This window comes from Streptomyces sp. XD-27, from assembly GCF_030553055.1.
Taxonomy (GTDB): Bacteria; Actinomycetota; Actinomycetes; order Streptomycetales; family Streptomycetaceae; genus Streptomyces.
Genome location: NZ_CP130713.1, coordinates 3,944,842 through 3,958,542, shown reverse-complemented (window position 1 = coordinate 3,958,542; position 13,701 = coordinate 3,944,842). Strand labels below are relative to the sequence as shown.

Below are 13,701 nucleotides of genomic sequence, written 5' to 3'. Positions count from 1 at the left end.
GATGGGTGTGTTCGTCTTCCTGCCCTCGTCCTGCCCTTAACGGCGCTGCCGGTCGCGCGCCTGGCCGAACTGCACCTCCACCCGCGCAGCGCCACCCGCCTGCTGTCGGCCCTCGGGGCCGTGCTGGCGCTGTGCAGCACGCTGTGCCTGATGCTGCTCGTGGTCGTCGGCACGGCGCAGCTGCCCGGCAACCCGCTGCCGGACGGCTGGTCGGACCCCGAGGTGCGCGCGGCGGTGCCGTACGACGAGGTCGCGGGGAAGGCCGCCATCGGGGCCCTCGCCGCCGTGGGCGCGGCGTGCGGAGCCCTGCTGTGGCGGCACCGGCGGGTACGGCGGCGAGCGCACGACGCGCTCACCGGTCTGCCGGACGCGCCGGTCGCGGTGCTGCCCGACACCACGGCGTACGCGTACGCCCTGCCCGGCGGCGGGCCGGACGCGAGCCGTACGCGGTGTGCGCGCTTCGCGCGTCGCACGGGCCTGACGGCCCTGACGGGTCGTACGCGTCGCGCCCCCGGCCGGATCGTGGTCTCCGAGGCGATGCTCGCCTGCCTGGACACCCGGGAGCGCCAGGCCCTGCTCGCCCACGAGCGCGCCCACCTCGCCGCGCGCCACCACCGCCACGTACTGGCGGCCCAGCTGGCGGCGCGGGCGAACCCGCTGCTGCTTCCGCTGCGCGCCGCGGTGGCGTACAGCGCCGAGCGATGGGCGGACGAGGAGGCGGCGCTCGCGGTCGGCGACCGGAAGGTCGTGGCGCGGGCCGTCGGCAAGGCCGCGCTGGTCTCACACGGCACGCCAGCGGCGACGCTGCTCGGCTTCGCCGCGCCGGGGCCGGTGCCGCGCAGGGTGGCGGCGCTGCTCGGTCCCGTCCCCCGGCGCGCGGCTGGCCGCCCGCGTTCACGGCGGTGGGCCTGGCCGCGTGGACGGCCGCGGCGGGGACGGCGGTCTCCGCGCTGTCCTCGGCGAACGCCGCGTTCGCCCTGTTCGCCGTCCTCAAGGCCGCGACCCCGCTCTAGCCGGGGCGCGGCCTGCCCGGTCCCGCCGGCCTCGCTGGTCCTGTCGGCCTCGCTGGTCCTCTCAGCTCCGCTGGTCCCGCTGGTCCGGTCGGTTCTGCTGGTCCCGCTGGTCCTCTCCGCTGCGCCGGTCCCGTGGCAGCAGCCAGGCGGCCAGGGCCGTCGTCGCGCACAGCGTGAGCCCCGTCGCGACGAGGCCCGCGCGCATGCCGGGGAGGGAGAAGCCCTCGCCCGTGCCGCCGCCCGCGAGGAGTACGCCGAACAGCGCGACGGCCAGGGCTCCGCCCGTCTGGCGGAGGGAGTTGAGCAGGCCGGAGGCCGTGCCGACCCGGTGGCCGGGGACCGCGTCCATGAGCAGGGCGGTGAGCGCGGGGACGGCCAGCGCGCCGCCCATGCCCGTGGGGATGAGCAGCACCAGCACCAGCCAGAGCGGGGTGTGGGCCGTCAGCGGGAGCAGGGCGAACATCGCCAGGGCCAGGACCGCCTGGCCCGCGACGATGACCGCGCGGCGGCCCACGCGTTCCGCCAGCCGCGGGGACACGAGGTTCATCGACGTGATGACCACCGCCAGCGGGACGAACATCAGCCCCGCCGCCGTGCCCGTCATGCCGCGCAGCTGCTGGCAGTAGAGGCCGAGCAGGAACACGACGCCGTAGAAGCCCGCGTTCACGGCGAAGCCGACCGCGAGGGGCACGGTGACCTGCCGCTGCCGCAGCATGCCGAGCGGGACCACGGGCGCGCGGTGCCGCTTCTCGGCGGCGTGGAACGCGAACGCGGCGGCGACCGCGACGCAGAACGCGGTGAGGACCGGCGCGGAGGTCCAGCCGGTGTGCCCGCCCTCGATGACCCCGTACGCGAGACCGGCGAGGGCGAGGACGGCGGTGGTCTGCCCCGCGAGATCGATGGGGGCGGGGCGGCGCGGCGAGGGCGCGGTGCGGGCGAGGAGCACCAGGATCGCGGCCCCGATGGGGAGGTTCAGGAGGAAGACGGTGCGCCAGCCCGCGGCCTCGGTGAGGACGCCGCCGAGCACCGGCCCGGCGGCCACGGCGGCGGAGCCGCCCACCGTCCACAGCGCGATGGCGCGTGCGCGGTGCCGCGGATCGTCGTACGCCTGCCGGATCAGCGCGAGCGAGGCGGGCATGACGACCGCCGCCGCCCCGCCCTGGACGGCGCGCGCCGCGATCAGCGGGCCGATGCCGGGGGCGAGGGCGCAGCCGAGCGAGGCGAGGGTGAACAGGGCGACACCCCAGGCGTAGGCGCGCCGCGCGCCCGCCCGGTCGGCGAGGGCCCCGGCGGAGAGCATCAGCGCCGCGAACATCAACGTGTACGCGTCGACGACCCACTGGAGCCCTGACATGCCGCCGTGCAGCGAGGCGCGTATGGCGGGCAGCGCGATGTTGACCGCGGAGACGTCGATGGTGATGACGGTGAAGCCGAGGAGGGCGGCGATCAGCGCGACGGAGGAGGAGGCCGGGGAGGCGGGGGAGGTGGGGGAGCCCGGGGACGGCGCCGACGCCCGCGGCGCGGGACGGTGTTCCGCACGCGCGGCGGACCTTCGCTGCTGCCGTGAGGCAAGGGCGGACGACATACGGGAACCTCCTGCGGTTCGGGCCGGACGGACGGGCCGGCGGTGCGCGGTGCACGGGGCGCGGTGCGCGGTGCACGGGGCGAGCGGTCGGCGCGGGACGGGCGGTCGGTGGGGCGAGCGGTGGCGCGGGACGGGTGGTCGGCGGGGCTGCGCCCGGCCGGTGGCACCACTCCGTAGGCAACTGCGCGCGCGGCCGCCCCACACCGTGCGGGCGGCACCTGCCCCCGCGTCCGCGGCCCGGCGTCATGCGCCCCCTGGGACCGCGGCGGCCGGGCCGCCCGCAACGTCGACCAGTCTCTGCCGCCGCCCCGCGCGGCGGCAGGCCGTGGTTCACCCGGGGCGCCGCGTTCCTGGCCCTGGCACGGCCCCCCGAACACGGGGGCCAGGAGCGACAATGAACAGATGTCAGAGGGCACTGAGCTGGGCAGGTACCTGCGGGCGCGCCGCGCACGGATAACCCCCGAGGAGGTGGGTCTGCCCGCGGGCGCCGGCATCCGCCGCACGCCGGGGCTGCGCCGCGAGGAGCTGGCGACGCTCGCGGGTGTGAGCGTCGACTACTACACGCGGCTTGAGCGCGGCCGCGAGACCAATCCCTCACCCGCCGTCGTCGACGCGCTCAGCCGGGCCCTGCGCCTGTGCGAAGACGCCCACGAGCGCCTGCACGACCTCGCCGAACTGGCCTCGGGGCGTTACACACAACCCCAGCCCACCACCGAGCACACGGTGCGCGAATCCGTCCTCCGGATGCTGGAGGCGGTGCGTCCGCTGCCCGCGTACGTGGTCAGCCGCTACAACCACGCGCTGGCCGCCAACCCGGCGGCGCGTCGCCTGATGCCCGGCCTGTGGGACTGGCCGCCGGAACAGCGCAACCTCACCCGCTATCTGTTCCTGCACCCCGTGGGGCGCACGCTCTACCAGCCCTGGGAGGAGAACGTCACCAAGTCGGTGGCGCACCTGCGCGCGGTCGGCGGCGCCGACCCGGAATCGCCCGAGCTGGCGGCCCTCGTGGGCGAACTCCTCCTGAACTCACCGGACTTCGCGCGGATTTGGGCACGATACGACGTGGGCGAGCGGGGCGGCGGCTCCAAGACCTTCGCGCACCCGAAGGTCGGCATGATGACGCTCACGTACGAGGTCATGACGCTCGCCCGGACCGGCGGCCAGCGCCTCGTCGTCTACCAGGCCCCGCCGGGCACCGCGGACGAGGCGGCGATGCTCCGCCTGGAGCCCGCGGCACGCGCGGTCGCCGGGCCGTCCGGTCAGGAGGGGGAACGGACATGAACAGGCGACGGCAGAAGAAGCTGTCCAAGCGCCTTGTCCTCGCGGTGATCCGCGACGACGCCGCGCAGGTGGCGGCGGTCCTCAGAGCCGGCGCCCATCCGGAGACGCCCGACCCGGAGGGCACGACGCCGCTCTACCAGGCATCGGTGAACGGCGCGGCGCACCTCGTCCGCCTGCTGCTGGCCGCCGGGGCCCCGCCCGACACCGAGAGCGGGCACGGCGAGCAAGGGACGCCGCTGTGCGGGGCGGCGTGCTGGGGGCACACCGACGCCGTACGCGAACTCATCGCGTACGGCGCCGACGTGAACCTCCGCGAGGACCACGGCACGGGACACTCGCCGCTCGACTGGGCGATGAGCGGCCCGCACCCGGAGACCGCGGCCGTGCTGCTCGCGGCGGGGGCGAAGCCGCGGGACGAGGCCGGCTGACAGCGGCCCGCCGCCCCCGCTCAGAGGTCGAACTCGGCCGGCGGGATGTCCAGCGCGAAGCACGCCTCGCGGACCACGGCCTGCTCGGTCGGGTCGAAGTAGCCGTCGGCGCCGCCGATGACGATGCCGATCTGGATGACGGCCCGTGCCTCGGCGGGCTTCTTCTTCGCCTTGCCGATCTCCTGCATGACGCTGACCTTGCCGAGGGCGAAGTCCGCGGTCAGCTTGTTGACGTTCTCCTCGAAGCGGCGGTGCAGGTCGTCCGACGGGAAGTTCTGGAGCACGTCGTTGGTGGCGATGAGCTGGGCGACGCGCTGCCGCTCGGACGGGTCGATCGAGCCGTCCGCCGCCGCGACCAGGGCGCACATCGCCATGCTCGCGTCCCGGAACGCCCCGCTCTTCAACTCGTTCTTCTTCGCCATGAGCTGAGCCTGCATCGTCTGGGCCGAATCCTTGAGCCGGTCCCACAGAGCCATGTGAATCTCCTCGTCGGTTCTCTCGGTCGCGCGTGTGTCGGGTTTGTCGCGCCGAACTGAAATCTACACGCTTGTAGAATCTGTGCGGCACGCGCCGCCGGTCAGTGCGGCGGCCCCGCACGGCCCGTGGCCTGCTCGGCCCAGATGGTCTTGCCGGTGCCGGTGTGCCGGGTGCCCCAGCGCTCGGTGAGCTGTGCGACCAGCATCAGACCCCGCCCGCCCTCGTCGAAGGTGCGGGCCCGGCGCAGATGCGGCGCGGTGCTGCTGGCGTCGGAGACCTCGCAGACCAGGGACCGGTCCTTGATCAGCCGCAGCTGGATGGGCGGGGTGGCGTACCGGATGGCGTTGGTGACCAGCTCGCTGGCCACCAGCTCGGTGACGAAGGTGAGCTCCTCCAGTCCCCATACCCGCAGCTGGTCGGCGACCCGGACGCGCGCCTCGGCGACCACCGCGGGGTCCGCGGGCAGGTCCCAGACGGCGACGTGCGCGGCGTCCAGCGCCTGGGTACGGGCGACGAGCAGCGCGACGTCGTCGGCGGGCCGCGTGTCCAGCATCGCCTTGAGCACGGTGTCGCAGGTGCGCTCCAGCGTGGGAGCAGTGGGGGCAGTGGGGGCAGTGGGGGCACCTCCCAGAGTCCGCTCCGGGGGAGGGACGGCGTCGGAGAGCGCGTTGCACAGCGTGCGCAGGCCGTCGTCGATGTCGCGGTGGCGGGCCTCGATCAGGCCGTCCGTGTAGAGCGCCAGCAGGCTGCCCTGGGGCACATCGAGCTCGTACGCCTCGAACGGCAGCCCGCCCAGGCCCAGCGGCGGGCCCGGTGCCAGGTCGAGCACGTCGACCGTGCCGTCCGGCGTCACCAGGACGGGCGGCGGGTGGCCGGCGCTGGCCATGGCGCACCTGCGGGAGATCGGGTCGTAGACCGCGTACAGGCAGGTGGCGCCGAGGTCGCTGGAGCCGCCGAAGTCGCCGGCCCCGAGGCCGCCGGTCGCCCGGAGCCCGCCGGTCCCTCCGAGGCCGCCACTCGTGTCGTCCGCCTCGCCGCCGCTCTCCGCGCCGAGGCGGATCACCAGGTCGTCCAGGTGCGAGAGCAGCTCGTCGGGCGGAAGGTCGACGTCGGCGAGGGTGCGTACGGCGGTACGCAGCCGTCCCATGGCCGCCGAGGCGTGGATGCCGTGGCCGACCACGTCGCCGACGGCCAGGGCGACGCGGGCGCCGGAGAGCGGGATGACGTCGAACCAGTCGCCCCCCGCACCGGCCAGCGAACCGGCGGGCAGATAGCGGCTGGCCACCTCGACGGCCGCCTGCTCGGGAAGGCTGCGCGGCAGCAGGCTCTCCTGCAGGGCGAGCGCGGTGTGCCGCTCGCGGGTGTACCGGCGGGCGTTGTCGATGCAGACCGCGGCGCGCCCGGCGAGCTCCTCGGCGATCTCCAGGTCCGCGGGACCGTACGGATCGATGGACGAGTCCAGGCGGGCGAACATCACCACGCCCAGGTTGGTGCCGCGCGCCTGGAGCGGCACCACCACGAACGAGTGCGGCCAGTGCTCACGCACCCAGGCGGCGCGGACGGGGTCCTGCGTCATCCAGGCCGAGATCTCCGGGTCGCTGACCAGGTGGACCGCGCCCCGGCCGGTGACCAGGCAGCGGGTCGGCGGCGAACTGGCCGGGTAGTCGGCCAGCTGGCCCGTCTCGACCGCCGGATCGACGATGGAGCGCAGCGCCGCACGGCGCAGCCGCAGGGGGCCGGCGGCCGGGATCGGGGCCGGTTCGTCGCCGTGCAGGACGGCGTCCAGCAGGTCGACCGAGATGAAGTCGGCGAACCCGGGGACGGACACGTCGGCCAGCTCCTGGGCGTTGCGGGTGACGTCCAGGCTGCTGCCGATCCGCCTGCTGGCCTCGTTGAGCAGGGCCAGCCGTTCGCGCGCGTTGTACTGCTCGGTGAAGTCCAGGGACGACAGCATGACGCCGTGCACCAGCCCCGCCGGGTCCTTGAGCGGTGAGACGTGGATGGCCCAGGCGTGGGCCTGCGGCTCGCCCGGGAGGTGGACGAACCGCTCGACGTACTCGGCCCGCCCGGTCGCCGCGACCCGGTCGATGAGCGCCTGGTCCGCTTCGAAGGCCGGCCCGTGCAGGGCCTCGTCCAGTCGGAGTCCGCGCAGCTCGCGCGTCGAGGCGGCGGCGTTCCGCTCGAAGACGCTGTTGATCTGCCGGATCCGGCCGTCGGTGTCGAAGATGCCCTGGGCGAACGGGGACTGGAGGTACGCCCAGCTCTGGAGCCGGGCCTCGGTGGGGTCGTCGGCGGCGGGCTCGTCGGCGCGGTCGAGGGTGCGCTCGTCGACGTGCAGCGCCGCCTCCAGCAGCCAGCTGGTCCGCTCGTCGCCGTCGACCAGCGGGCGGGCCCGCAGGGCGCACTCCACCGGGCCGCCGTCGCGGTCGCGCAGCGACACCCGACCGGACCAGCTCTCGCGGGCGGCCAGCCGCGCGCGGGCGGCGTCCGGGAGCGGCGACGCGAGCAGACCGGCCGCGGGCAGGCCCACCACTTCGGCGGCGGAGTACCGCAGAAGCCGCTGCGCGCCGGAGCTCCAGCTGGTGAGCGCCCCGTCAGGGCCCACCACGGCCACGGCAGCCGGTGTGTCCATGGTCGCTCATCTCGCCTTCGAGACCTCTACCCCACCAGCATGCCCCTGAGCGCGGTGCGCCGTCGCGGTCGGGGATCCCGTATGCGGGCCACGGTATGTCGATCACGTAACAGCAGCCGATGAACGGCCGTTACATGGCTGACAGGCCACCGAGAAGCGCCGCTCATAGCTTCTGAGACACCAACCGACGAACCGATCCGAATCGAACCGGAGCCCCGGCTATGAACCGCACCCGCACCCGCACCCGCGTCCGCACCCGCACCCGCACCACCACGCCCCGCCGCGCCAGGCCGGCGGCCATGGCGACCGCCCTGGCCGGTGTCGCCGCCCTCGGCCTGCTCACCACCGCCTGCGGCGAGAGCGGCAAGAGCGACAAGAACGCGGCAGGCGCCGCCTCCGAGGACATCTCCCGTACCGCGAGCGTCGCCCGTGCCAGCACGGCCCCGTACGTCGTCAACCACTACGGCGAGGAGCACGCGGACAAGGGCCGGGCCGTGCGCAGCCCCAAGAACCTGGTGCTCTCCGAGTTCACCTCGATCCACGGCGTGCACTGGAAGCAGTGGGGCTCGAAGAAGGCCGTGGGCACCGGAAAGGTCACGGGCACCTGGTGCCTGGACAAGTGCCTCGACAAGCCGCTGAACGCGACCGTCACGCTCTCGGACCCCAAGACCGTCAAGGGGAAGAAGGTCTTCTCCAGCTTCCGGCTCAAGCTGTCCGGGAAGCCCGGCTCGTACGATTCCGAGGACCTCAAGGGCAAGCGCCCGCTCGCCACCCGCTGAGGCGTGTGGCGGCCGCCCGCGTGCCGCTCGAGCGAAAGGGTCCCGATGCACCTCACACCCAAGGCCGCGGCCACCCTCGCGCCCCTGCTGGCGCTGACGCTGGCGGCCCTGGGCACGGCGGGCTGCGGCGGCCCCGATGACCGGCCCCATGTCGAGGGTCCGGCGCCCAGCCTCACCCGGGGCGCCGGCCGCCCGGTCTACGTCGCCGACGCCGCCGGCCGCCCGCTGCGCCGCCCCACGAACCTCGGCATCACGGAGCACACGGGGCTCTTCCAGCTGAGCTGGCGGAACTGGGGCCGGGCGAAGGCCGTCGCGACCGGACGGGTGAGCGGCCTGTGGTGCACAACGACCAAGTGCAGCGAGGACGGTTACCCGGCCACCGTCGAGCTCAGCCGCCTGGAGGACCGGGAAAACGTGGCGTACTACACCCGCGCCACCGTACGGTCCGCCCACCTCCCACCCGATCAGGCGGCCGAACTGCGCGACGCGCGGCTACCGGTCCCCGAACCCTGAGGAGCCGCAAGCGATGACCGACGTGCTGCTGGTGGAGGACGACCCGCTGCTCCGCGAGGCCACCCAGCTCTCCCTGGAGACGTACGGGTACGAGGTCCGCACGGCGTCCGACGGCCTCACCGGGCTGGCGCTGTTCCGGGACCGGGCCCCCGACGTCGCCGTCCTGGACGTCATGCTGCCGCACCTGGACGGGGTCAGCCTGGTGCGCCGCATCCGGGAGGAGAGCCGGCTGCCGGTGCTGTTGATCTCCGCCCGTACGGACCCGGTGGACGTCGTCCTCGGCCTGGAGGCGGGCGCCGACGACTACGTCACCAAGCCGTACGACATCCCCGTACTGGTCGCCCGCATCCGCTCGGCGCTGCGCCGGGCCGCGGACTTCCCCGGCAGCGGCCCGCCCGAGGAGGAACCACCGCTGCGGTTCGGCGACCTCACCGTGGACACCGCCTCCATGGAGGTCCGCCGGGACGGCCGACTGCTCGACCTGACCCCCACCGAACGCAGGCTGGTGCTGGAGTTCGCGGCCCAGCCGGGCGTGGTGCTCTCGCGCACGACGCTGCTGGAGCGCGTGTGGGACTACGCCTGGGGCGGCGACACGCGCGTCGTCGACGTCCACGTGCAGCGGCTGCGCGCCAAGATCGGCCGCGACCGCATCGAGACGGTCAGGGGCTTCGGCTACAAGCTGGCGACGTGACGCGTCACCGGTGACGCGTCATGACGCGCCACGGGCACGACACCGGGCCACGACACACCGGATACGGGACCGGACACGACACCGGACAGGAACACAACACCGGGGCCGGGCCACGACACCGGGCAGGAACACAACACCGGGCCGGGCCATGACACCGGACAGGACACCGGAAGACAACACCGGACGGGACCCATGGGACTACGCACCAAGACTGCCCTGGTCATCGCCGGGACCGCCGCGATCGTCGCCACGCTCATCGGCCTCCTGGTGCACCACCGCACCGCCGAGGACCAGCGGAGGAACGCGGCCCGCGCGGCCGACGCCCAGCTCCAGGACGCCTTGGACGACTACGCGGCCGGGATCGACAGCGGCGCCCTGGTCAATCCACGGGGCTTGCCGGCCACCCTGCGCGAGACGATCACCCGCCGCCCGGTGCGGGCCACGTATCTCCAGCACCCCGGCGGCGGCCGGGACCCGGTGATGTGGGCGGCCGCCCGTATCGACGGCGACGTCCTCGCCGTACGCCGCTCCTACGCCGAGCAGACCCGGGCCCTGACCGACCTCGACCAGGTGCTGCTCGGCTCCGGCGCGGCGGCCACCGCACTCGGCTGCGGGCTGGGCATCGCCGTGGCCGCCACGGCCGGACGCCGCATCGGCGCGTCCGCGCGCACCGCGCAGCGGATCGCGGACGGCGACCTGACGGCGCGGGTCGAGCCCAAGGGCAAGGACGAGATCGCCCGCCTCGGCGCCGCCGTCAACACCATGGCCGACGCCCTGAGCGCCCGCCTGGAGGCCGAACGCCGCGTCACCGCCGACATCGCCCACGAACTGCGCACCCCGGTGGCCGGCCTGGTCACCGCCGTCGGTCTCCTGCCCCCGGGCCGCCCGGCCGAACTGGTCAGCGGAGGCGTGGACGTACTGCGCCGCCTGGTCGAGGACGTCCTGGAGGTGGCTCGCCTGGACGTCCCGGGCGTGGAGCAGGCACAGCGCGAGGCGGTGCGGCTGAGCACGCTGGCGCGCAGGGCGGCGGCAGCGGCGGGCGGCGACGGCGGCGGCTCCGCCGGGGACGTCGACGCAACGGTCAGGGGGGACGTCGACGTCACGGTCCGTACGGACGCGACTGTCGAGACGGACCCGCGCCGGGTCGAGCGCATCCTGATCAACCTGATCAGCAACGCGCGGCGGCACGGCGCCGCACCGGTGACCCTGGAGGTGGACGGCCATGCGGTGAGCGTGCGCGATCACGGCCCGGGCTTCCCCGCCGACCTGCTGACCGAGGGCCCGCGCCGCTTCCGTACGGGCGCGCGTGAGCGGGGCACGGGCATCGGCCTGGGCCTGACGATCGTCGAAGGCCAGGCACAGGTCCTGGGTGCCCGCGTCACGTACGAAAACCCCCCGACCGGCGGCGCCAGGGTCACGCTGGACCTGGCGCCGGATACGGGACAGGGCCCGCACTCTTGAGGAGTGCGGGCCCTGCTGCGGGGAGCGCCGTAGCCGACGCCTCCCGAAAAATCACACGTGAATCAAGCCCGAAGGCGTGAATCAGGGGTGAGTCAGGCGGGAACGATGTTCTCGGCCTGCGGGCCCTTCTGGCCCTGCGTGACGTCGAAGGTCACCTTCTGGCCTTCCCGCAGCTCGCGGAAGCCCTGGGTGGCGATGTTCGAGTAGTGCGCGAAGACGTCGGCGCCGCCGCCGTCCTGCTCGATGAACCCGAAACCCTTTTCGGCGTTGAACCACTTCACGGTGCCAGTAGCCATGTCGATCTCCTTAAATAGGGGCAGTACGGAAATCCGCAAATTCTGCGAATCTCTGGTCGCCGTAATGACCCCATCCGGAGAGACCGGAAAAACAAAACGCGCCCGAGGGTCACATCCCGTCAGGCGCACACTAAGTTCATGGGTACCACAACTGCAACAAAATCCAAGGTAGCACAGATTTCTCGGCCGTGCGGGTTTTTTCCCGAGAATTTTCAGATGCCCGCGTAGAGCTTCCCGCACGACCCCGCGTGTGCGACCCTGGTCAGACTCTTCCCGTCCCTTCTCTCCTGGTGAGGCCGTATGCGCTGCATCATCGCCGGCTACCCCTTCGATCTCACCGCAAGCGAGGTGGAGCAGGCGATGAGCGGCATCAAGCCTGAGCCCGCCGCGGGCGAGTGTGTCGTGATCGGGCGGCGCAGCTACCCCGTCATGCAGGTCGGCGCGGTGGTCACCCGCCAGGACCGCCGCGACTTCACCGCCTTCGAGGTCACCCGCGCGATGCGCAAGCTGGGCTTCACCTGCCGCACCGGCGCAGGCGTCTGAGCCGCAGGCTCCGACTCCGACTCCGACTCCGGCGCCGACTCGGGCACCCGGCACCGGCACCACGTCACCGCCAGACGGTCACATCGAGCGTGATGTAGTCGCTGGTCGAACCCGCGGGGGCCTTGCCGCGCATGGTGAGCATGGCGAGGACGCCGTCCTGGGTCGTGAGGCAGACCTGCCTGCCCGCGCTGAACTTGGACAGGGGGACGCGGGTGCCGTAGCGGGTGTCGCTGGAGCACACCTCGTGGCTGCCCTTCTGGCCGGGGTCGAGGAGCACGGTCTGGGTGAAGTCGGTGCACAGGTCAGCGGCCCCGCCGGCATAGGTGCAGTACCCGATGTCATGGCCGATGCCGCTGATCGGGCGCACCGGGTCATCGCTGAACTCAAGGCTGTACCCCTCGGGCAGGTTGACGCCCTTGTAGGTGTCGGCGGTGGGCTGGGGCGTGGGCGCGGGAGACTCGCTCGCGTCATCCGCAGGCTTGTCGCCCGGGCTCTGCTCCTTCCCTTCCCCCTTCTCCTTCGGCCCGCCGCCGTCGGCCTGCTGGGCATTCGCCGTGTCGTCGTCCTTCAACCGGGTCATGGCGAAGGCCGTGGCTCCGGCGGTGACCAGGACGAGGGCGATCGCTCCCGCGAGGATCGGTCCCGGGCGCCTCTTGGGCGGCGGGCCCGGGGCGACGGCTCCGGGCTGCGGCATCGCTGAGGCCGCAGGCGGGTACGGCGCGGGGCCCGGCTGCGGGGCCTGCGCAGGCTGGTAGCCGGTGAACGCGCCCCCGGCCGCACCGAACGCACCCGGCTGGGCCGCCGTCGACGGGACTGCCGTCGACGGGACTGCCGTCAACGGGACCGCCGTCGACGGGACCGCGGCAGGCGGCGTCGCGTGCCCGGCCGGGGGCGGCGCGATGTCCGGGGCGGTCGGCGTGGGCCCGACGGGCGCCGTACTCGGCGGGGGCTGCGGAACCGGGGCGTTGGTCCGCCGGGTGATGTCGGCGGCGACCGCGCCGGGCACCCAGTCCTCGGGCCGGCGCAGCGAGGTCTGCGCGGACGCGGCCGAGCACATCGCGATGATCTCGGCGATGCCCGGACGGTCTTCCGGGGCCTTGGCCAGACAGCGGGAGACCAGTTCCCTCAACTCGTGCGGCACCCGCGACAGGTCGGGCTCCTCGTGCACGATCCGATACAGAACGGCGGTCGAAGTGCCCTCGCCGAACGGGGGCGTTCCGGTGGCGGCGTACGCGGCGACCTGGCCGAGCGCGAAGACATCGGTCGCGGGCGAGCACCCGGTGCCCGACGCCTGCTCGGGCGCCATGAACGCGGGCGAGCCGACGGTGACCCCACTGGCCGTCAGTGACGTCGCGTCGGCCGCCCGCGCGATGCCGAAGTCGATGACCCGCGGCCCGTCGGACGCGAGCAGCACGTTCGCGGGCTTCAGGTCGCGGTGGACGATGCCCGCGCCATGGATCACCTGGAGCGCCTCGGCCATCCCGGCGACGAGCAGCACGACGGTCGGCACCGGCAGCGGCCCGAACTCCGCGACGGCGGCGTGCAACGAGGGCCCCGGGATGTAGGCGGTGGCCAGCCAGGGGTTCGGCCCGTCGGTGTCGCGGTCGATCACCGGCGCGGTGAACAGCCCCTGCACCCGCTGCGCCGCCTCGACCTCCTGCGTGAACCGGCGCCGGAACTCGGGATCCTGGGCGAAGTCGGGCCGGATCACCTTGATCGCGACGGCCCGCCCGCCGGGCGTGTACGACAGATACACCTTGCCCATGCCGCCCGCGCCCAACTTCGCCCTGATCTGGTAGCCGGCGACCGAACGCGGGTCGTCGGGGGCGAGCGGAGAGAAGACACCATGCGCCGCGTCAGGCACGGCAGCGGCGGCGGGAGCGGAACCGGCGGCCGTCGGCGGAACGGTGGGCGGCGGAGGCGTGGCCGCCCCGCCGGGAGACGCGGGCGGATCCGGCCAATTCTGCTGAGAGTTCATCGGAACTTTCCCTCGCCCAGTCCT

12 protein-coding genes and 1 pseudogene are annotated in these 13,701 nt (G+C 73.8%); 8 read left to right on the top strand and 5 right to left on the bottom strand.

What is annotated here, in order from left to right; genetic code table 11:
• Window position 1 precedes the first annotated feature (1 nt).
• Window positions 2–1,013: pseudogene (locus Q3Y56_RS16995) on the top strand (M56 family metallopeptidase).
• A 61-nt stretch (window positions 1,014–1,074) separates the two neighbouring features.
• Here the strand turns inward: Q3Y56_RS16995 and Q3Y56_RS16990 are convergent.
• Window positions 1,075–2,598 (bottom strand): MFS transporter, encoded by a 1,524-nt coding sequence (locus tag Q3Y56_RS16990; RefSeq protein ID WP_304462757.1) that lies wholly within the window; start codon window positions 2,596–2,598, stop codon window positions 1,075–1,077.
• A gap of 402 nt (window positions 2,599–3,000) precedes the next feature.
• On the opposite strand from Q3Y56_RS16990, the gene Q3Y56_RS16985 reads away from it, so the two are divergent.
• Together Q3Y56_RS16985 and Q3Y56_RS16980 are read left to right on the top strand one after the other, a co-directional pair.
• Window positions 3,001–3,879, top strand: coding sequence for a helix-turn-helix transcriptional regulator (locus Q3Y56_RS16985; RefSeq protein ID WP_304462756.1), 879 nt, complete (start codon window positions 3,001–3,003; stop codon window positions 3,877–3,879).
• Window positions 3,876–4,307, top strand: coding sequence for an ankyrin repeat domain-containing protein (locus Q3Y56_RS16980; protein WP_304462755.1), 432 nt, complete (start codon window positions 3,876–3,878; stop codon window positions 4,305–4,307). The genes Q3Y56_RS16985 and Q3Y56_RS16980 overlap by 4 nt, the downstream gene beginning before the upstream one ends.
• 20 nt (window positions 4,308–4,327) lie before the next feature.
• Here the strand turns inward: Q3Y56_RS16980 and Q3Y56_RS16975 are convergent, their stop codons facing one another.
• Window positions 4,328–4,783: a tellurite resistance TerB family protein gene (locus Q3Y56_RS16975; protein ID WP_304462754.1), complete on the bottom strand. Its 456-nt coding sequence runs from the start codon at window positions 4,781–4,783 to the stop codon at window positions 4,328–4,330.
• 101 nt (window positions 4,784–4,884) lie between these two features.
• A complete protein-coding gene (locus Q3Y56_RS16970; protein ID WP_304462753.1) occupies window positions 4,885–7,416 on the bottom strand; it encodes a SpoIIE family protein phosphatase in 2,532 nt (843 codons plus the stop codon).
• A gap of 221 nt (window positions 7,417–7,637) precedes the next feature.
• Between Q3Y56_RS16970 and Q3Y56_RS16965 the strand changes: the two genes are divergently transcribed.
• The 4 genes from Q3Y56_RS16965 (at window position 7,638) to Q3Y56_RS16950 (ending at window position 10,860) form a co-directional block, all read left to right on the top strand.
• Window positions 7,638–8,195 carry a hypothetical protein gene (locus Q3Y56_RS16965; RefSeq protein ID WP_304462752.1) on the top strand — a complete coding sequence of 186 codons (558 nt, stop codon included), beginning with the start codon at window positions 7,638–7,640 and terminating at the stop codon, window positions 8,193–8,195.
• 45 nt (window positions 8,196–8,240) lie between these two features.
• Complete coding sequence (locus tag Q3Y56_RS16960; RefSeq protein ID WP_304462751.1) at window positions 8,241–8,708, top strand: hypothetical protein; 468 nt, start codon at window positions 8,241–8,243, stop codon at window positions 8,706–8,708.
• 13 nt (window positions 8,709–8,721) lie between these two features.
• A complete protein-coding gene (cseB, locus tag Q3Y56_RS16955) occupies window positions 8,722–9,399 on the top strand; it encodes a two-component system response regulator CseB (protein WP_304462750.1) in 678 nt (225 codons plus the stop codon).
• A gap of 192 nt (window positions 9,400–9,591) precedes the next feature.
• On the top strand, window positions 9,592–10,860 hold the full coding sequence (locus tag Q3Y56_RS16950; RefSeq protein ID WP_304462749.1) for a HAMP domain-containing sensor histidine kinase: 1,269 nt from the start codon (window positions 9,592–9,594) through the stop codon (window positions 10,858–10,860).
• A 92-nt stretch (window positions 10,861–10,952) separates the two neighbouring features.
• On the opposite strand, the gene Q3Y56_RS16945 is transcribed toward Q3Y56_RS16950, so the two are convergent.
• Window positions 10,953–11,156 carry a cold-shock protein gene (locus Q3Y56_RS16945; RefSeq protein ID WP_197987712.1) on the bottom strand — a complete coding sequence of 68 codons (204 nt, stop codon included), beginning with the start codon at window positions 11,154–11,156 and terminating at the stop codon, window positions 10,953–10,955.
• Between the two features lie 300 nt (window positions 11,157–11,456).
• Between Q3Y56_RS16945 and Q3Y56_RS16940 the strand changes: the two genes are divergently transcribed.
• Window positions 11,457–11,699, top strand: a complete 243-nt coding sequence (locus tag Q3Y56_RS16940) for an SCO5918 family protein (RefSeq protein ID WP_304462748.1) — start codon at window positions 11,457–11,459, stop codon at window positions 11,697–11,699.
• A gap of 64 nt (window positions 11,700–11,763) precedes the next feature.
• Here the strand turns inward: Q3Y56_RS16940 and Q3Y56_RS16935 are convergent, their stop codons facing one another.
• Window positions 11,764–13,677 (bottom strand): serine/threonine-protein kinase, encoded by a 1,914-nt coding sequence (locus tag Q3Y56_RS16935; RefSeq protein WP_304462747.1) that lies wholly within the window; start codon window positions 13,675–13,677, stop codon window positions 11,764–11,766.
• Between the last annotated feature and the right edge of the window lie 24 nt (window positions 13,678–13,701).